The 17,366-nt window shown below is 75.3% G+C and carries 16 protein-coding genes; 1 reads left to right on the top strand and 15 read right to left on the bottom strand.

Annotation, left to right across the window (positions count from 1 at the left end; translation table 11 throughout):
- Positions 1 to 11: 11 nt before the first annotated feature.
- The 15 genes from ACFC1F_RS11800 to ACFC1F_RS11730 form a co-directional block, all read right to left on the bottom strand.
- Complete coding sequence (locus ACFC1F_RS11800; protein ID WP_376157421.1) at positions 12 to 2,561, bottom strand: putative baseplate assembly protein; 2,550 nt, start codon at positions 2,559 to 2,561, stop codon at positions 12 to 14.
- A 269-nt stretch (positions 2,562 to 2,830) separates the two neighbouring features.
- Positions 2,831 to 3,220, bottom strand: coding sequence for a GPW/gp25 family protein (locus ACFC1F_RS11795; protein WP_376157419.1), 390 nt, complete (start codon positions 3,218 to 3,220; stop codon positions 2,831 to 2,833).
- Positions 3,217 to 3,540, bottom strand: coding sequence for a hypothetical protein (locus ACFC1F_RS11790; RefSeq protein ID WP_376157417.1), 324 nt, complete (start codon positions 3,538 to 3,540; stop codon positions 3,217 to 3,219). Before ACFC1F_RS11790 ends, ACFC1F_RS11795 begins: the two co-directional genes overlap by 4 nt.
- Before the next feature lie 24 nt (positions 3,541 to 3,564).
- Positions 3,565 to 4,137 (bottom strand): phage baseplate assembly protein V, encoded by a 573-nt coding sequence (locus ACFC1F_RS11785; protein WP_376157415.1) that lies wholly within the window; start codon positions 4,135 to 4,137, stop codon positions 3,565 to 3,567.
- A complete protein-coding gene (locus tag ACFC1F_RS11780) occupies positions 4,134 to 5,270 on the bottom strand; it encodes a hypothetical protein (RefSeq protein WP_376157414.1) in 1,137 nt (378 codons plus the stop codon). The genes ACFC1F_RS11785 and ACFC1F_RS11780 overlap by 4 nt, the downstream gene beginning before the upstream one ends.
- Positions 5,263 to 5,661, bottom strand: a complete 399-nt coding sequence (locus ACFC1F_RS11775; RefSeq protein ID WP_376157413.1) for a LysM domain-containing protein — start codon at positions 5,659 to 5,661, stop codon at positions 5,263 to 5,265. The genes ACFC1F_RS11780 and ACFC1F_RS11775 overlap by 8 nt, the downstream gene beginning before the upstream one ends.
- Positions 5,658 to 6,317, bottom strand: coding sequence for a hypothetical protein (locus ACFC1F_RS11770; protein ID WP_376157412.1), 660 nt, complete (start codon positions 6,315 to 6,317; stop codon positions 5,658 to 5,660). Before ACFC1F_RS11770 ends, ACFC1F_RS11775 begins: the two co-directional genes overlap by 4 nt.
- Entirely contained in the window at positions 6,314 to 6,622 is a 309-nt protein-coding gene (locus ACFC1F_RS11765; RefSeq protein WP_376157411.1) for a hypothetical protein, read from the bottom strand. Before ACFC1F_RS11765 ends, ACFC1F_RS11770 begins: the two co-directional genes overlap by 4 nt.
- On the bottom strand, positions 6,613 to 8,658 hold the full coding sequence (locus tag ACFC1F_RS11760; RefSeq protein ID WP_376157410.1) for an ATP-binding protein: 2,046 nt from the start codon (positions 8,656 to 8,658) through the stop codon (positions 6,613 to 6,615). Before ACFC1F_RS11760 ends, ACFC1F_RS11765 begins: the two co-directional genes overlap by 10 nt.
- 653 nt (positions 8,659 to 9,311) lie before the next feature.
- Positions 9,312 to 10,541, bottom strand: a complete 1,230-nt coding sequence (locus ACFC1F_RS11755; RefSeq protein ID WP_376157409.1) for a DUF4255 domain-containing protein — start codon at positions 10,539 to 10,541, stop codon at positions 9,312 to 9,314.
- A 226-nt stretch (positions 10,542 to 10,767) separates the two neighbouring features.
- Positions 10,768 to 11,055 carry a hypothetical protein gene (locus ACFC1F_RS11750; RefSeq protein WP_376157408.1) on the bottom strand — a complete coding sequence of 96 codons (288 nt, stop codon included), beginning with the start codon at positions 11,053 to 11,055 and terminating at the stop codon, positions 10,768 to 10,770.
- A 701-nt stretch (positions 11,056 to 11,756) separates the two neighbouring features.
- Positions 11,757 to 12,470, bottom strand: a complete 714-nt coding sequence (locus ACFC1F_RS11745; RefSeq protein ID WP_376157406.1) for a hypothetical protein — start codon at positions 12,468 to 12,470, stop codon at positions 11,757 to 11,759.
- A gap of 73 nt (positions 12,471 to 12,543) precedes the next feature.
- Positions 12,544 to 13,050, bottom strand: a complete 507-nt coding sequence (locus ACFC1F_RS11740; protein WP_148646752.1) for a phage tail protein — start codon at positions 13,048 to 13,050, stop codon at positions 12,544 to 12,546.
- A gap of 33 nt (positions 13,051 to 13,083) precedes the next feature.
- Entirely contained in the window at positions 13,084 to 14,724 is a 1,641-nt protein-coding gene (locus ACFC1F_RS11735) for a phage tail sheath family protein (protein ID WP_376157404.1), read from the bottom strand.
- 285 nt (positions 14,725 to 15,009) lie between these two features.
- Positions 15,010 to 15,909 carry a BTAD domain-containing putative transcriptional regulator gene (locus ACFC1F_RS11730; protein ID WP_376157402.1) on the bottom strand — a complete coding sequence of 300 codons (900 nt, stop codon included), beginning with the start codon at positions 15,907 to 15,909 and terminating at the stop codon, positions 15,010 to 15,012.
- Positions 15,910 to 16,238: 329 nt separating this feature from the next.
- Here ACFC1F_RS11730 and ACFC1F_RS11725 point away from each other — a divergent pair, with 329 nt between their 5' ends.
- Positions 16,239 to 17,345, top strand: coding sequence for a TIGR03617 family F420-dependent LLM class oxidoreductase (locus ACFC1F_RS11725; RefSeq protein WP_376157401.1), 1,107 nt, complete (start codon positions 16,239 to 16,241; stop codon positions 17,343 to 17,345).
- Positions 17,346 to 17,366 lie beyond the last annotated feature (21 nt).

The following is a 17,366-nucleotide window of genomic DNA, read 5'->3' as shown; positions in this document are numbered from 1 at the left end:
GGTCCGCCCGTTCACCGGCCGCCTCCCGCGACGACGGTGAACCGGCCGCTGCGCGGCCGGGTGTTGTCCACGACGACGACCTCGTGCGGGCCGACCGCAAGGACGCCCCGGGCTAGGGCGCCCTGGTCCGGCTCGCCCTGCCGGAGCAGCCGGGTGACCTCGGCGGAGGCGACCCCGGGCACCGCCTGGGCGGCGGCGAGGACCCGGCTGACGTGGACGCCGTCGCCGAAGCCCCACCGGTCCGGGTGGAAGAAGGCGGGCCGGCCGTCCGGCAGGACGTCGGCCGAGAACTCCTCACGCAATGCCTGCGCGACCTGTGCCCGGACGTGGAAGGGCTGGACGCAGACGGTGAGTTCGATCTCGACGGGCACCTCGGTGGCCAAGGTGACCCGCAGCTCGTGGCCGAGCCGGCGGGCCCGTTCCAGGGCCTCGGTGGCCTCGTGCACGGTGCAGGCCACGTCGTCGCAGCCCGGCGGCGCTCCGCACCCGCAGTCCGCGGGGCCGCCGCCGGCGCGCGGGTCGAGCGCGACGTCGGCCTCGTACCAGCTGCCCGTCCAGACCAGCTCGGCGGCCGCGCCCTGGAGCCGGTCGCCGCCCGCCCGCCGGGCCAGCTCGGCGTAGTCGTCGGCGATGACGGCCCGTTCGCGGATGGCGCGGAAGGCGACCGGGATGGCCGCCCGGGCCTCGGCCGGCGTTTCGGGAGCGGCGCCGCCGACCGCGGGCAGCGGGTTCCGCGGCCGGGTGACGATGTCCTGCCCGCCCACGCCGGGGCGCAGCGCCAGGTGCACGATCGTCTCCGCCCCGACGTTGCCCTCCGGCCCGCCGCCCACCCGGTAGCGGGCGGTGAAGGAGCTGCCGGGCCCGGGCCGGCGGCCGGTGCGGTCGTCGCCGAAGCGCAGCCAGGAGACCCGCTCGTCGTCCGTCTCGACGGAGAACACCCGGTCGTCCGGCCCGGCCGCGAGGAGGTCGGGCACCGGCTGCCAGCCGGCCTGCCCGACGGTCTCGGTGAGCGCGACCGCGGGCGCTGCGCGGCGTGGGTCTCGGCGCAGCAGCTCGGCGGCGGTGGCCGGGCAGCCGCAGCCCGACGGGCCGGGCAGCGGTTCGGCGTGGGTGACGCCCGGCCGACCGAGCCGGGGGCGGAAGCGGGCCGGGGCGGGCGGCTCCTCGGCCGGGCGGCACTCCCCCGCGCAGCGCGGGGGTTCGGTCGTGCCCGGCACCGGGCCGAGCGGCTCCTCCGTCCGGGTTCCGTGGTCGACCAGGAGGACGTTGCCGCGGGCGACGCTGACGTCGCCCAGCGGCCGGCAGTCCGGGGCGGGCCCGAGGGCGGAGACGCAGAGCGGGAACGGCAGGGCGTCCGCCGTGGCCCAGCCCGCCTCCAGGAGCGGGGTGTCGAGCACCTCGTCGTGCGCGCGCCGCACCCAGGCGAGCCGGACGACGTGCCGGTGGGCCGGGTCGGCATCGCCCGGGCGGCCGGTGCGGGGACCGAGGACCTCCTCCAGCACCAGGAAGTCCCCGGCGGCCAGGCGCAGCGGGCCGGCCGGGGTCCGGTCGACCAGGGTCACGGAGGTGGCGCTGGCCGGCAGGCAGCACTGGCCGTCGCCCCAGTCGTGGATGCGGATCCGGCCGTGCCCGGGGAAGAGCCGCAGCGGGGCGGCGGGGTCGGCGGCCAGCGGTTCGAAGACGTGGCCGCCGTCGAGGGCCTGCGGGGGCAGGTCCTCCCAGCGCAGCGGGAGGCCGGGGGGCGGGGCCCCCGGGTAGCCGGTGAGCAGGGCGACCTGGTCGGCACGCCAGGGCGGGGAGGGCTCGCGTCCGACCTCGACGGTGACGAAGGCCCGTGCGTTGCAGCCCTCGTGCAGCCGGTAGTCGACCAGTCGGGCGTGGCGGCGCACGGAGATGCGGCGCCGGGCGGTGCCCAGGTAGGCCTCGGTGGCGACGGCGTCCTGGTAGTAGCTGAGCCGGTCGGCGGCGTAGGCGATCAGCTCGGCCAGGGTGACGCCGAGGTCGGGGACGTGGCGCTCCCGCCAACCCGGGACGAGCAGCCCGAGCCGGTCGAGGACGAGACGGCGGAAGGAGGCGTAGTCCTTGGCGAGGTAGTCGAGCGCGGCAGGGGTCACCGGGACGGGCGGGCAGGCGGGCCCGGTGGGGCAGGCGGCCTCGGCGGCGCGGCCCGCGCAGAAGCCGAACGGCGCGCGGTGGTGGCGGAGGTCGAAGCCGTGCCGGGGCTGCCGGCCGGGGTGGCCGTGCGGCCCCGGTTCGACGACGGCGAGGTGGTAGGTGCTGGTGTCGCCGGGCCGGTCGAGGGTGACCTCCAGGCAGCCGTCCTCGTCCTCCGCGTGCGGTGGCCGGGCGCGGACGCCGAGCACCCGCACCCGCCGGGCGCCCGGCTCGGCGTCGATCCGCAGGTTGGCCACCGTCAGGTCGTCCGGGACCGGGCCGAGCAGACCGACGCAGAGCGCCACCGTGCCGTCGACGGGGTTGGGGTCGGCGACCTCGATCCCGTCGATCCCGTTGAGACCGTGGGCGATCACCAGCTCGCGGCGGTGGTCGACGGTGCACTCCACGGCGCAGTCCGTCCCGGGCACGGTGGCGGGGCCGTTCGCGGCGGGCGGACCGGTGGTCCCGGCCGGGCGGTTCGTTGCCGTGGCGTTCGTTGCCAGGCTGTTCCTTGCCGGGCTGTTCCTTGCCGGGCTGTTCCTTGCCGTGCGGTTCGACGCCGGGTGGTTCGACGCCGGGTGGTTCGACGCCGGGTGGTTCGCTGCGGGACCGGTCGCTTCCGGGCCGGTCGCTTCCGGGCCGGTCGCTTCCGGGCGGTTCGTTCCCGGGTGGCCGGTCATCGCGGGACCTCCCGGGCGAAGCGGGCCTCGGCCGCCTGCCGGGTGCGGCGCACCACGTAGCGGACCTCGACGGTGAGCACCGACTCGACGGCGGTGGCGCGCAGTTCGACCAGGTCGAGCACGTCGCCGAGCCAGCGCTGGACCGCCGCCCGGGCGGTGTACTCGACGGTGGCGGCCAGTTCGGGGCTGTTGGGGCCGAAGAGGAGCTGGTTCAGCCCACAGCCGAAGTCCGGCCGGTTGACCCGTTCGCCGGGGGCGGTGAAGAGGAGCTGTTCGAGAAGGTCGCGGACGTGCCGGTCGTCGTCGGCGGGCGCGGCGGTGCGGCCGCGCTCGTCGAAGCGGAACGGGAACGCCACGTCGACCCGGCCGGGCGTGGGAGAGCTCATACGGCGATCACCCGCTGCTGCGCCGAGACCGGGATCAGCGGTGTGCCGCTCGGCACGGTGGTGGCCTGGCTGTCGAGGAGCAGCAGGGGCACCCCGTCGGCGTGGACCCGCAGCGATCCCGTCGACCAGGGAGCGGTCACGCAGGGGCCGTTGGCGGCGGGCGGCGGTGGCAGGGCGCAGCCGACGACGAGGGCCGGTACCGGTTGCAGCCAGACCGGCAGGCCGCCGACGCACACGCGCGGGTCGGCGCTCGGCGGGTTCGCGCGTCCGCCGTGCGGACACTGGACGACCGCGCCCTGGTGCAGGATCGCTCCTGGCATGGGTGTCTCCCCTCCGGACCCGGGTCACTGCACGGTGAGTGCGCCGAGGTTGACGTTGACCTGCGGGCCGGTGAGCACGAGGCTGGCCCCCTGGCCGTTCTGGATGGTGATGCCCTGCTGGTTGACCATGATCGAGGCGAGGCCGGACTTGAGGAGGATCCCGCCGGCCGCGCCGGGCGCGTCGGAGACGGAGATCGTGTTCTGGCCGACGGTCTGCAGGACGATGCTCGGGCTCGCCGGATTTCCGGCCCGGGCGAGCGCGGGCGTCTCGGCTGGGCTGCCCCAGAACCCGCCGGTCCAGACCGGGTAGTCCGGGTCGCCCTGCTCGAACTCCACCCAGACCCCGGCGCCGATCGGCGGCAGCACGAAGACGCCGCTCTGCGGGCCGGCGACGGGGACGCAGGGCATCGCCCAGGAGGACGGGAGGACGGCGGAGACGTCCGGTACCAGGGCCTGGATCCGGCCGATCCCGAGCGGGTCGACGTTGCCGACGACGGTCCCGCGGTACTTGCCGTAGAACCGGGTGCCCCCACTCCCTGCGGAGTCGTCGGCGCCGCCGGCCGGGACGACGAGGTCGCTGTCGTCGGACATGGTCATACCGGCACCACCGGAAGGGTCGAAACGAGTCCGTTGCGGACGAGGCTGAACTGCTGGGTGAAGGACCCGCGTCGGAGCCGGTGGTCCACCGACTGGACGAAGTAGAGCCCGTCGAACGCCGTCCCGGCACCCCGGACGCCGACCAGCGACCGGGGCTTGAGGACCTGCCCGTACCGCTGGACGTCCAGGCTGCCCTCGGCCTTGACCGCGTCCGCCGAGGTGGCGGCCTTTGCCATGCCGAGCAGCACGGCCTCGGCGACGCCGAGCTTGGCGGTCTCCCGGATGTAGCGGAGCCGGGTGGGCGGGGGCGGGACCAGCCCCAGCGGCGGGTTGAGCGGCGAGACGTCCGGGATCGGGACCGGGACGACCGCCTTGGTCTGCTGGTTCTGGATGAAGATCACCGGAAGCGTGGCACTCTCCGCGTCGTAACTGAAGCTGAGCGACTCGACGTTGGTCTGCACGTCCGAGTCGACGGTGAGCGCGGGCTGCGGCAGGCCGATCTTGGCCTGCGGGCCCCAGTAGGCGATGCTGGCGCCCGGGACGGGCCCGGGGATGTGGGTGAAGACGTAGCCGGAGCGGGCGGCCATCCTCCGCAGGTAGGCGAGGTCCGTGCCGTGCTGGACGGGGATCCGCTCCAGCGGGTTGGGCACGTCGGCGACCAGGCTCGGGACGACCGCCGGAACGACGCCGAGCGCGGCGTACTTGGCCAGCACCGTGAGCACCCGGGCGGCCACCGGCAGCGCCGGGAAGGGCGTCCCGGTACCGTCGATCCGTTCCATCAGCGCGGTCAGGTCCATACCGTGGACGGTGAGCACGGACGGGCCGCCGTCCGCTCCCGGTACCAGGCCGGTGGAGGTGACGACCCCGTCGATCAGCACGTCGGGCGTGCCGCCCACGGTCACCGCGACCACGACCCGGAGCACCGGCGGCAGGCTCCCGCCCACCAGCAGGAAGACCGTGGGCACCGGCGAGTTCTTCTCCAGCTCGAAGGTGAGCTCGAAGGCGCTCTGCCGGCCCGGCTCGGCCGTGCTGCGGACCGTCACCCCGGTGAGCGAGTCCAGGACGAAGCGGGGCACCGGCACCGGCACCGCGGGACCGGCCAGCAGGGTGAGGTGGACCGGTCCGCTAAGCATCGGCCACCCCCGGCACGCCCTCGGGCAGCGTGATGCGCAGCCGGCGGCCGACGGTGGCCGTCAGCTCCGCCGGGTCGAGGACCCCGTTGGCGTCGCAGAGCAGCCAGGACCGCTCCGGATCGCCGAGCTCGGCCGCCGCCACGGTGTCGGGGCGCTCCCCCTCGGCGACGGTGTGCTCGCGCAGCAGCGCGAAGCGGTCCGGCTGCGGCACGAACCGGCGGGTGACGTAGCGCACCTGACGCCCGTCCAGCTCGGCGACGGCCAGTGGCAGCCCGGCGTAGCGGCTGCCTGCCGGGAAGGCGGGCGCCTCGGGCGGCTGCGGCGGGCCGGCCGGTGCGCCCGGCGGCGGGAGACCGGGGACGCCCGACGGTTGGAAGGGGGGTGTCGTCATGTCAGCCCTCCGATGCCGAGTGCCGCGAAGCTGCCGCCGCCGGCCCGGGCGGCCAGGGCCTCCAGCCGGCGCTGGTGGGCCAGGTACAGCCCGCCGGCCCGGTGGTCGAAGCCGACGTCGTTCACCGAGAGCACCCGCATGCCCAGCTGCACCTTGGCCCGGAGCGGGTTGAGGGCCGGATCGAAGGCCTCCTCGGTCACGGACAGCTCGGTGATCCGGACCGGCATGATCCGGCTCGGGCTCCAGACGAAGACGGTCACCGGCGCCTCCATCGGCAGGATCTCCAGCGAGCCGGCCGCGGCCGACTGGTCCGCCCCGACGAGCTGCCCCACCGTCGGGTAGACCAGCAGCTCCAGGGCGGCGAGTTGGGGGTGCACCCCGACCTGGCCCGCGTCCGGGAACCGGTCCGGGAACTCCAGCTGGTCGGCCGCGTCCAGCTCCGCCTCCACCTTGACGGTCTCCACGGGCGGGGCCTTGAAGCGGAGCGGCTGGGACCGCTGGTGCTTCTCCTCACCGGTGTCCTGCACCTGGAAGCTGCGGGTCAGGCTGTCGGGGTTGTACTGCAGCGCGATGATCCGCAGCACCGAGCCCGACCCCGGGTCGAGTTCGACGATGCCGCCGCGCATCAGCCGCGGCGAGCGCGGGAATCCGGTCATGGCGCCCCTCCTGTTCCGGTGAGCCCGGCCGCCAGCGCGCGGCCGGTGTGCCCGCCCAGGGCGGCGGCCGCCCCAGGGCTCAGCGCCCCGCCCGGCGGCCCCGGCACGGTCACCGTCACCGCCACCGGCCCGGTCGTCAGGGCCGCGTCGACCTCGGGCCGGCCGACGCGCCCGCCCGCCGCCAGCGCCTCGGTGAGCCGCTCGGCCAGTGCCTGCTCCAGTGCCGTCCGCAGCCGGTCGGCCGCTCCCGGTGCCGGCTCCAAGCCCTCCAGAACCAGTCGCTCGATCCGCACGGTCACGTCCACGGTCCGCTCCCCTCGTCCGCCGTCTCCTCCGTCGCCGTCCCCGGGAGCGCCGTCCCCGGTGCCGCCGCCTCCCGTGCCGCCGCCTCCCACGTCGCTGTGCCCCACGTCGCCGCGACCACCGCCGTACCGTCCGGCGTCGTGCCCGGTGAGCCGTCCAGCGTCCCGCCCACCCTGTTCAGGGACGATGCCGCGGCGACGGGCGCGGGCCCGTCCCACGCGAACTCGCGCTCGTCCACGACGAAACCGAGCTTCCGGCACTCCATCCGGACCGCGGCCAGCACCAGCGGCATGGTGGCCACCTGTTCGGACGTGGCCGCGGCCGCGAAGGTGGCGTTGAGCGCGATGTTGTGGATGCTGCCGCCGGTCAGCCCGAACCGGGCCAGCCGGGCGTGGTCGAGCTCGCAGCGCACCCCCGGGGCGAAGGCCCGCTGCCAGATCGCCTCGCGCTCCACCGGCCCGGGGAACGGGAAGTCCAGTACGAACCGGAGTCGGCGGCTGAAGGCGTGGTCCAGTGCGCCCTTCATGTTGGTCGCCAGAACCGCCAGGCCCCGGTACGACTCCATGCGCTGGAGCAGGTAGTTGACCTCGATGTTGGCGTACCGGTCATGGCTGTCCCGCACCTCGCTGCGGCGGCCGAACAGCGCATCGGCCTCGTCGAACAGGAGGATCGCGCCACCGTGCTCGGCCGCGTCGAAGAGCCGGCGCAGGTTCTTCTCGGTCTCGCCGATGTACTTGCTCACCACCGCGGAGAGATCGATCCGGTAGAGGTCGAGGGCGAGCTCGCGGGCCAGCACCTCGGCGGTCATGGTCTTGCCGGTGCCGCTCTCGCCCGCGAACAGCGCGGTGATTCCGAGGCCGCGGCTGGTCCGGCCCGCCACCCCCCAGTCCTCGTGGACCAGCGTGCGCCGGCGCACCTGGTCGCGGATCCGGTCCAGCTGCTCCGTCACGTCCTCGGGGAGGACAAGGTCCTCGCGCCGCGCCCGCAGCTCCAGCCGCTGCGCCAGCAGGTCCAGGCGCGGCCGGGACACCGCGAGGCAGGCGCCCCACACCCGGTGCCCGCGCTGCTGCACGGACTCGCCCGGCGGTCCGCCGGCGACGGACCCCGCAACCCCGGCCAGGGCGACCGGGTCGAGGTCGAACTGGGCGGCGAGCTCGCCCGCGAGCTGCGCCCCGCCCGGCCCGAGGGCCTCCGTCCAGACCGCGCGCTGCTCGGCCGTGGTGGGCCCGGCGACGTCCACCGCCAGGGCACCGGGGCCCAGGTGCGGCCAGACCTCGCGGCTGTCCAGGAACACCGGCCCCGGCAGTCGCGTCATCAGCCGGACCGCTTCCGCGACGGCCTCGGGACCGTGGTCGCCGGCCTCGTCCCCCGCGTCCAGGTAGAGGGCCACCGGGGAGAGCAGGACCTCCCGCTCCCAGAGCCTCGCGGTCGCGCCGGCCGCCCCGGCTGCCGTGGCCGCCGTCGCCGAAGCCGCGAGGGCCGGCAGCGGCACCCTGAGCAGCCTCCGGCCGAGCGCCGCCGCGACCTCGCGCGCCACCAGCTGCTTGCTCGGCCCGTCGGGGCCCACCAGGTTCACCACCGGCGGGCGGCCGTCGGCGGCCATCGCACGCATTCCGGCGCGCAGCGCCCGCGCCGTCTCCCGCTGGGACGGCGACGGCTCGACGGACCCGCCGCCGTCCTCCAGCGGGACGACCGTGTCGGCGAGCCGCTCGTCGAGGTGGTCCAGCCCCTTCAGGTAGTTGACGACGCGTTCGTCCGCCCGGAGCGAGCACGCGGTCAGCCCTCCGGAGCCCTCCAGCCGGACGAGCCGCAGGCGGCGCAGCGGCCGCTCGGGCGAGAGCGCGTCCCAGGCCGCGTGGTCGAACAGGCGCAGGGCCAGGCCGAAGGTCGGGCCGGGCAGTTGGCCACCGGCTCCGGCCACGGCGCTCAACCAGTCCACCGCCGGATCGAGTTCACGGGCGGCCGCGAGCAGGACGACATCCCGCTCGAACGGCGTCAGGCCGAGCAGCTCGGCGAGCTGGTCGTGGGCCGAGACCACGGCGGCGGCCGCCTCGTCACGGGCCAGCGCCGCCCGCGCGAGCGCGCTCGCCGGGTCATCCCGGCCGGGCGAGCCGGACGGGTCGGATGGATCGGGCGAACCGGGTGAGCCGTCGCCGACTGCGGCCGGTGGGCCAGGAACGGCCGGGGCATGAGGGGTGTCGGCCGCCGGGTGGGCGGTCCCGGAGCGGGCTGCCGTCCGACGGGTGGCCTTCGGGTGGGGTGCCGCCGGGCGGGCTCTCTTCGAGCGGCGGTGGAACAACCCCCGGATGTGGCCTTCCGAGCCCCCCGCAGGTGCGGCAGTACCCCCGGCGGCGATACCCGCCGCTGCCGTTTCCTCGGCCGCCCATGCCTCGGCCGTACTTGCCTCGACCGCCCCTGCCTCGGCCGCCGTTCCCGCGCCGGTCGGGGCCGGGGCGGCCTCCGGAATACCGCCCGGGCCGTGCACCTCCTCGGCCAGAGCCCGGAGGCGCTCGCGAAGCCAGTGCAGGGCCGCACCAAGGTACGCGTTGTTCCGCTCCTCCCAGGTCGCCGTGGTGGCACCAACCGCCACGGCGGCACCGGGCTGTGTCGTGGCACCGGTCGGTGCCGTCAAGCCCGACGGCATGGTGGAACCCGAGGACGTGGTGGAGCCGCTCGTTTCGGTAGTACCGGTCACGGCAGCACCACCTGTTGGACGGGGTCGAACCGGGTGGGCAGAGGCTTCGCCGGGTCCGGCTCGGGCAGCGGCACGGAGTCGACCCCGTCGACCCTGAGCCGCAGCGTGACGACCGCTCCGGCCGCCCCTGGGTGCGGGAGGTCGAACGAGAGGACGGCGCCCGCCCGGACCCGCGTGTTGGGTGCGGTCTGCCGCCCACCGGCCAACAGCAGCACCGCCTGGTCGTCGACGAGCAGACGGTCGGACGGCACGGTGACCCGGACCGTCCCCGGCCGACCGGGGACCGGCAGCACGGACGGACGGCCGAGCCGGACCGCGACCGGCAACGGCAGGGCGTTGCTGGTGATCCGCGGCCCCTCCGGCGGGCCGACCGCCAGCACGAGGGTGGCGAAGCCGGCCGGGAGCGCGGCCGGGACCGACAGCAGTACGCGCTCGGCGGTGGAGCCGGGTGCCGCGTCCGCCCAGATCGGCTGCGCCAGCCGGGGGTGGGCGAACCGCGCGCGCACCGGACCGCCCGTCAGCCCCGCGCCCTCGACCACGAGCCGGTCGCCGGTCCGGGCCGGGACGGAGTCGTTCCCGCGCCAGGCCTCCACCGTGACCCGGTCCAGCCGGGGGCCCGCCGACGCGCCGGCCGGCACGCCCTCGTCCCGCCCCTGCTCGTCGACCGGCGCACGTCCGCGCTTGAGGACCGGCAGCGGGGCGGCCGGCGGGTCGAGGGTGTCGATCAGGACCACGGACACCTGATAGGCCACCGAGATCCGGTAGTTGGTCTGGAAGGCCGTCCAGAGCCGGGACTGCTCGTCGGTGCCCAGATGGACGGGCGTCAGCCGGACCCGGTCCGGCTGGAGGTGGACCCCCGCCTCGGCCAGCACGCCCTTGAGGCCGGCCCGCGCGAGGACGGCCCCGTGGTGCAGCACCTGCATGGCCTCGCCCAGCAGCCTGTGGGCGGCGATCTCGTCGTCGCCGTCGCCGTAGGCCGTCAGCAGGTACCGCAGATCGAGGGCGAGCGGCGGGTGCAGGCCGGCGCCACCGCCGGCCTGGGTCGGGGGTTCGAGGTTGCGCCAGGCGGCGTTCGGCGCGACGTCGTAGAGGTAGAGGTTGAGCTGAGGGCCGTTGGCGGCGCCGGTCCTGGCCCGGTCGAGCGGGCGCGCCGTGACCGGCGCGAGCGACGCGAGCCCGGCGCGCAGCGCCTGGGTGACCGCTTCGATCGCGCGTCCTGTGCTCACCCGCCCCACCTCCTCCTCGAACGGGAGCCGCGCCGACGCGCCCCACACGGAAGCGGCACGAACCGGGGCAGCGCGGGCCTCGCCACCGCGGGCCGCATCGACGCGGACCAGAGCACCGCGCACCGGATCGCCCCGTGCCCGGTGTGGCCTCGCCGGGCCGGCCCGCGGACGGCCTTCCCGCCCCGGACGGGTTCGCGTGCGGCCTGCCGGCGGCAGGCGGGCCCGTTCATGTCCGGCCCCCGGAGCGGCGGCGCAGGTACTGGTCCAGCGTGGTGACGGCGGGCTCCTCGGAGCGGTCCCGCCGGTCGGCCGCGGACGTGCTCGGAACGGCACGCACCTCGATCCGGCCGATGGAGACGTTGACCACCGGGGTCGGCGCGGGCGCGGGTGCGGGGTGGCGGCCCGCCGCCGCCCGCGCCCGGTCGGCCCAGGCACGGTCCGGTGCCCGGCTATCGACCTCGGCCCGGGAGCGGTCATCGGCCGGCAGGCCCCCGCCGGCCTCCGGCAGCCTCACCGGCTCCGCAGGCCCGACCTCGCCCTCGCCCGGGCGGGTGGCTCCAGGCCCGGGCCCGGGCCGCCGGGCGGAAGGGCCGTGGTCCACGGGCAGACGGGGCCCACCGTGCGACCGGTGCGTTCCGCTTGCCACGCCGACCGCCTCGCCCGCCGCAGACGCCACCTGAGCTGCTGCCACCAGAGCTGCAGACGCCTGAGCTGCTGACACCGGACCGGCTGCGGGTCCGTCAGCCGGTGCCCGCTCACCGGCCCAACTCCCGTCCGCCGTCTCGGCGGCCTGTCCCGGCGGGGAACCGGCCGGTCCCTCCCCCGGCCCCGGACCCGCACCGGCTGCCAGCACCCGCGCGGACGACGCACCGCGTACCCCGCCGGGGACGGCCCCCGGGCGGACGGACCGCGCCCACTCCGCCGCGGGCCGCCCACGGCCGACACCGAACGCCTCGGCCACCGCTGTCGGCGCCGACGCCGAACCTGCCCTCGGGCTGCCCCCACTTCCGCCCACCGACCCGGTCCGGGACGGGGAATCCCCGTCCTCGCCGGGCGTGCGGTCGTTCCGCACCGGCTCGAAGCGCGAGAGCGGCCTCGGCTTTAGCCGGCCCGGCTCGCCACCACCGCCGGCCCGCACGGCGAGCCGGCCCAGGAAACCGCCGGCGGTGGGCGGAGACGGCTGGACGGGCCCGGCCGGCCCGCCCGTCTGCGCGTTCACGACGTCACCAGGTCCAGGTAGCGGCGGCGCCGGAGCGCCCCGAGGGCCAGGATGTCCGACTCCCGCCAGCCGTACGCCCGTGCCAGTGTGTCCACCTCGACGAGCAGGCACTGCGCCAGCCGCTCGACCTCCGTCCAGAGGAACGCCGCGAGGTCGAAAGCGGCCCACCACTGCGTGTCGCAGGCCGGGCAGCTCAGGCCGAGCAGGGTCTCGGCGCGCGGGTCGACCGCCGCCATGGCCTCCTCCACCGCCACCCGGACCTCCTGCGGAAGGTGCTCCGGTGGTACCGCCGCCCCGGCCCGGCGGATCTCGGCGCAACGGGCGATCAGGGATGACTCGGCATCGGCCAGCCCGCACACCGCGATCAGGTCGCCCAGCGTCACCGGCCGGCAGCGCACTTCGTACCCCGCCACGGTCGTGGTCAGCACCGCCTCGGTGTCCGGCCCGCCGTCGCCGCCCAGGGCGTCCAGCGAGAAGGCGGTTTCCACCAGGCCGCCGCAGGACGGGCAGCCCGCGACCGCCTCGACACCGTCCCCGACCAGCGAGGCGCGCAGCTCGGCGAGCAGCGCGTCGCAGCGCCCGAGCGGCTCGGCGGCCAGGTCCTCGATCCGGCAGTGCGGGAAGGCCGCGGTGAGGAGCGCGAGCGGGCGGCCGACCGGGGCCACCGCACTCGCCGACTCCCAGAGGTTGAGCAGTGCTCCGTCCGTCATGGGGCGCAGTTCGGGAACCGCCCCCCGTCGTGCGGGAACGGCCCGACGCGCGGTACCCGGCGTGGTCACGGCCTCACCCCAGCTCGGTGGGTTCGGTGACCTCGGCGTCACGTTCCCAGCCCTCGTTCTCCAGCTTGAGGTGCTGGATGGCGACGGCGTTGGCGTTGGCGTCGAGGTCCGGGAGCGCCTGGTACTCGGAGACCCAGCAGCGGTAGACCTTGTAGGCGATGACGAGCTGCCCGGACTCGTTGTAGAGCTCGATGATGATGTCCTTGCGGAAGCTTTTCAGCGCGGACTCGGCTCCCACCGTTCCGTAGTTCCAGACCTTGTTGGCCCACTGCTCGAACTCCGGGTCGTGGGTGACGCCGCGTTCGAGCGTGATCGCCTCGAACTCCGTCCGGCCGGGCGACTTGCGGCTGCTGGACGGGTCGCCGCCCTCCCGGTGCCTGACCACCTCGGTGGTGCGCTTCAGGGAGCTCACCTTGCTGACCCCGAGGACGTACCGGCCGTCCCAGCGCACACGGAACTTGAAGTTCTTGTAGGGGTCGAACCGCTGGGTGTTGACAGTGAACTGGGCCATGTGTCCTGCGCCTCCTGATCGTCCCCGGCCCGGTCAGGACGGGAGTTGCTCCGACAACTGCTGCACCTGCACCACCACGAACTCCGCCGGCTTCAACGGCGCGAAACCCACCCGGATGTTCACCACCCCCAGATCCCGGTCCGCCTGCGTCGTCGTCTCCGCATCACACTTCACGAAATACGCCTCCCGCGGCGAACTCCCCTGCAACGCCCCCTGCCGGAACAACTCCTGCATGAACGACCCCACGTTCAACCGAACCTGCGCCCACAACGCCTCACCATTCGGCTCGAACACCACCCACTGAGTCCCCCGGAACAAACTCTCCTCAATGAACAACGCCAACCGCCGAACCGGCAGATACTTCCACTCCGACGCCAACACATCCGCCCCCGCCAACGTCCGCGCCCCCCACACCACCCGACCCACCACCGGAAACGACCGCAGACAATTCACCCCCAACGGATTCAGCAACCCGTTCTCCCCGTCCGACAACCGCACCGCCAAATCCGGCACCCCCACCAAACCCGCCTCCAACCCCGCCCCCGCCTTCCACACCCCACGCACCGCATCCGTCCGCGCCAACACCCCCGCCACCGCACCACACGGCGCGAAGTCGAGGATCCGGCCGCTCTGTTCGGGATCGGCCCGGCGCAGCCGGGGGAAGTAGGCCGCGGCGTTCTCGCGCGGGCCATCGATCGGGGCGAGCCACGTCTCGGGCTGCTGGATCGGGTCCTTCCAGTCGTCCCGCGGGTCGACCAGGAGCACCGCGCGACGCTTCTTGCAGTAGGCCAGCGCGGCCGAGAGCAGCCCCGGCTCGATGTCGCCGTTCTCCCGCTTGTGCGGCGGGATGCAGAGCAGGTTGAAGAGGTCCGCGTGGTCGAGGGCGTACAGGCCGGTGTGCTCGGCCTCGCCGTGCTGCGGCAGGAAGTCCGCCGCGGTCAGCGCCGCTCCGTCACTCACGGCGGCGAGTGCGTCGTCGACGGCCTTGCGCAGGGCCTGTTCCGCGGCGTCCAGCACGTCCTTGGTGACCGTCCCCTGCTGGTAACCGGCCCGCGCCCGGCCGACGTCCGCCTCGGCCTTGCCCAGCCGGTCCTGGTCCGCGGACGGTGTTCCGCCGGGCAGGTTCCCGTCGACCCTGACCAGCGCGGACTGCGCCGCCAGCACGCTGACGACGTTGCGGGCGTTCTGCCCGGTGGAGAGGTTGTGGAAGGTCTCGGTGCGCCCGCCCGGGGCCGACTCCCGGACGGTCAGGTTGAACAGCGAGTCCTTGGGCACCTTCAGCTCGTCGGCGACCTGCTGGTCGGTGTCGTTCTTGTCGACCACCGCCCGGAGGGAGACGCCCCAGGTGCCGGGGTCGACCGCGACCAGGGGCAGCCCGCCGACCCCGAACCGCGCGGGCGTCGTCGTGCTGTCGGCCAGCCGGACGACGACCGCCTGACCGCCGCCGTTGGCGAAGAAGTCCTGCACGGCGTAGCCGAGGGTGCTGTCGCGCCAGAGCCCGCCGAACCGCCGGGCGAACTCCTCGAAGCCGAAGACGACGACGGGCTCGTGCACCGGCCCGCGCGAAGCCCGCCCGACGAACGCGGTCACCGACGTGGCGACGCCGGTGATGGTGCGCACTCCGCTCGGGATCTCCTCGACGTACACCCCGGGATACTTCAGCTCGGCAGCCATGACCGCCCCCTCTCGCAGCAGACGGTCGTACGGTCACAGACTTCCCGTCACCGGGGTGTCACCGAGCCGTCACCACTGACCGCGGCAAGGGTGCCGCCCCGCTCAAACCACTCGATCAGTCGATTCCCACCGGCGGAGGACGCCGGAGAGCCGAGGACACCAGCAGCCTGAGGACGCCGGCGATCTGCCTGCGGCGACCCGGAACGAGACCGGACGAGCCCAGACGGTGCCGGACGAGGCCGGACGGTGCCGGAGGGTGGCCAGCTGCGGACCTGCGGCACCCGCTCAGCGGTCCGCCCGAGGCCGCTCCGGCGAACGCGCCGCGGGCACGCCACCCGGCACGCCGGTCCCGACCGCGCCCGACGGGGACAACGCGCCCGACGGGGTCACCGCACCCGCCGGGGACAACGCACCCGCCTGCGGCGCCGCGCCCGCCTGCCGGTGCCCCGCGTCCTCCGCGCCGTCCAGCAGGGCCCGCAGCAGCGGCGACGGCCCCACCCCGAGCTCGCGCAGCAGGATCGCCCGGCACGCCTCGGACTGGCGCCGGGCCTCCCCGAGGTTGCCCTCCGCCAGGTGGACGGCGATCACCGCCCGGTGCGCGCTCTCCCTGATCGGATCGAGGTGCAGGACGCTCAGCGCCGCCTCCAGCGCCGCGGCGTGCCGCCCCTGCCCGAGCAGCTGCGCGGACACCTCCTCCAGGGCGTGCAGCTGGAGCTGGCGCAGCCGTTCGCGCTCCACCAGCACCCAGTCCTCGTACCACCCCGGCAGCAGGTCGCCCACCAGCGGCACCGTCCGGGCGTCCAGGGGGCCGGCCGGACCCTGCCCGTCGAGCGCCTGCCCGTCGAGCGCCTGCCCGTCGAGCGCCCGCCGGGCACTGCGCAGCCAGGTGCGGACGTCGACGTCCACCCCGGCGGCGAGCGACAGCTGGCCGCCGCGACGCTCCACGATCGCCGGCCCGGTGCTCCGGACCCGCCAGAGGGTGGTCCGCAGCCGCCCGCCCGCCTGCCGCTCGGGCGCCTCCGGCCAGAGGATCCCGCCGGCCTGCCCCCGGGTGGTGGTCACGCGCAGTGCCAGCAGCGCGATGAGGCGTTGGCTGTTCAGCGGCAGCACCAGCCGCTCGGCCCCGGACCGCAGCTCGAACCCGTCGAACAGCCGGAGTTCCCAGTGGTCCTGCGGCTTCTCCATGGGCCCGCCCTCGCACTCGCCTCGGTCGCGGCTTCACCTGCGCTGCCGCCATCCTCCACCGGGATCCGCACCGTTCGGACACCACTTCCGCCCCCGCCGGGCGTCCCGGCCGCCGACTCAACCCTTTCGGGTGACGGCGCACACGCCGGCCGTCCCGTCCGCGCCTCCCGCGTCCCGCCCGATGCCCGCACCGGCCGGGACGTGGGAGGCTACGCAGGCACCGCCCGCCCGCGCCAGGAGTACCCGCCGTGAACCGCCCGCCGAACCAGTCACCGGACCACGCGCCGACCCGTCCGACGGAGCACCCGCCCGGACAGATGCCTGGACAGGTGCCCGGGCGCCTGCCGGACCGCCCGCGCGCCGCCCTCGGGATCGACGCCCAGGCGTCCGGGCACCCCGCGGGGATCCTCGACGCCGCCGAGCGGGCCGAACTCCGGGGCATGGACCGGCTGGTGGTCGCCGAGACCGCCTACGACCCGTTCCTCCAGCTGGCCCGTGCCGCCGACCGGACCAGCACGATCGAGCTGGCCACCGGCATCGCGGTCGCCTTCGCCCGCACCCCGATGACGCTGGCCTACCAGGCCTGGGGCCTGCACGCGGCCTCCGGAGGGCGCGCCGTCATCGGCCTCGGCTCGCAGGTCAAGCCGCACGTCGAGAAGCGCTTCGGGATGCCCTGGGACCGCCCGGCCGCCCGGATGCGCGAGTACGTCCACGCGGTGCGGGCGATCTGGCACAGCTGGCAGACCGGTGAACGGCTGCGCTTCCGCGGTGACTTCTACACGCACACCGTGATGACCCCGGTGTTCTCCCCCGACCCGGTCCCCTCCGGCCCGCCCCGCATCCTGCTGGCAGGCGTCGGCCCGCTCATGACCCGCACCGCCGGGGCGGTGGCCGACGGGTTCCTCAGCCACCCGTTCACCTCGGTCGCCTACCTCACCGAACAGGTGCTGCCCGGCCTGACCGAGGCCCGGGCCAATGCCGAGGCGCAGGGCGCCGCCTGGACCGACCGCCCCTTCGAGACCACCGCCAACGTGCTCACCGCCACCGGCCGGACGGAGGAGGAGCTGACCGCCAACCTGGCCGCCGTGCGCGAGCGGCTGGCCTTCTACGCCTCCACGCCCGCCTACCGCCCCGTGCTGGCCCGGCACGGCTGGGAGGACCTCCAGGAGCAGCTGCACCACCTGTCGGTACGGGGCCGGTGGCAGGAGATGGCCGCGCTGGTCGACGACGAGGTGCTGGACGCCTTCGCGGTCACCGGCCCGGTGGACGAGGTCGCCCGCGAGATCCACCGCCGGTACGCCGGCCTGGTCACCCGCATCTCCGTCAGCCTCCCGGAGGACGCCGACCCGGGCCTCGGCCTGGACGTCCTCGCATCCCCGCCGGGACGCCCGTCGGCGTGGCGGACCTGCTGGCCGCCTCCGACGGCGTCTACCTGAACCACTCCACCCGGCTCTTCG

It is taken from the genome of Kitasatospora sp. NPDC056181 (assembly GCF_042266225.1).
Taxonomy (GTDB): Bacteria; Actinomycetota; Actinomycetes; order Streptomycetales; family Streptomycetaceae; genus Kitasatospora.
This window is presented reverse-complemented; position numbering and strand designations above follow the sequence as displayed.

What these genes read in the sequence shown, in the direction of transcription:
- ACFC1F_RS11790 (WP_376157417.1), bottom strand. Translation starts at nt 3,540, where the DNA reads ATGCCAGGAGCGATCCTGCACCAGGGCGCGGTCGTCCAGTGTCCGCAC.
- ACFC1F_RS11780 (WP_376157414.1), bottom strand. Translation starts at nt 5,270, where the DNA reads ATGCTTAGCGGACCGGTCCACCTCACCCTGCTGGCCGGTCCCGCGGTG.
- ACFC1F_RS11740 (WP_148646752.1), bottom strand. Translation starts at nt 13,050, where the DNA reads ATGGCCCAGTTCACTGTCAACACCCAGCGGTTCGACCCCTACAAGAAC.
- ACFC1F_RS11770 (WP_376157412.1), bottom strand. Translation starts at nt 6,317, where the DNA reads ATGACCGGATTCCCGCGCTCGCCGCGGCTGATGCGCGGCGGCATCGTC.
- ACFC1F_RS11775 (WP_376157413.1), bottom strand. Translation starts at nt 5,661, where the DNA reads ATGACGACACCCCCCTTCCAACCGTCGGGCGTCCCCGGTCTCCCGCCG.
- ACFC1F_RS11785 (WP_376157415.1), bottom strand. Translation starts at nt 4,137, where the DNA reads ATGACCATGTCCGACGACAGCGACCTCGTCGTCCCGGCCGGCGGCGCC.
- ACFC1F_RS11730 (WP_376157402.1), bottom strand. Translation starts at nt 15,909, where the DNA reads ATGGAGAAGCCGCAGGACCACTGGGAACTCCGGCTGTTCGACGGGTTC.
- ACFC1F_RS11735 (WP_376157404.1), bottom strand. Translation starts at nt 14,724, where the DNA reads ATGGCTGCCGAGCTGAAGTATCCCGGGGTGTACGTCGAGGAGATCCCG.
- ACFC1F_RS11795 (WP_376157419.1), bottom strand. Translation starts at nt 3,220, where the DNA reads ATGAGCTCTCCCACGCCCGGCCGGGTCGACGTGGCGTTCCCGTTCCGC.
- ACFC1F_RS11745 (WP_376157406.1), bottom strand. Translation starts at nt 12,470, where the DNA reads ATGACGGACGGAGCACTGCTCAACCTCTGGGAGTCGGCGAGTGCGGTG.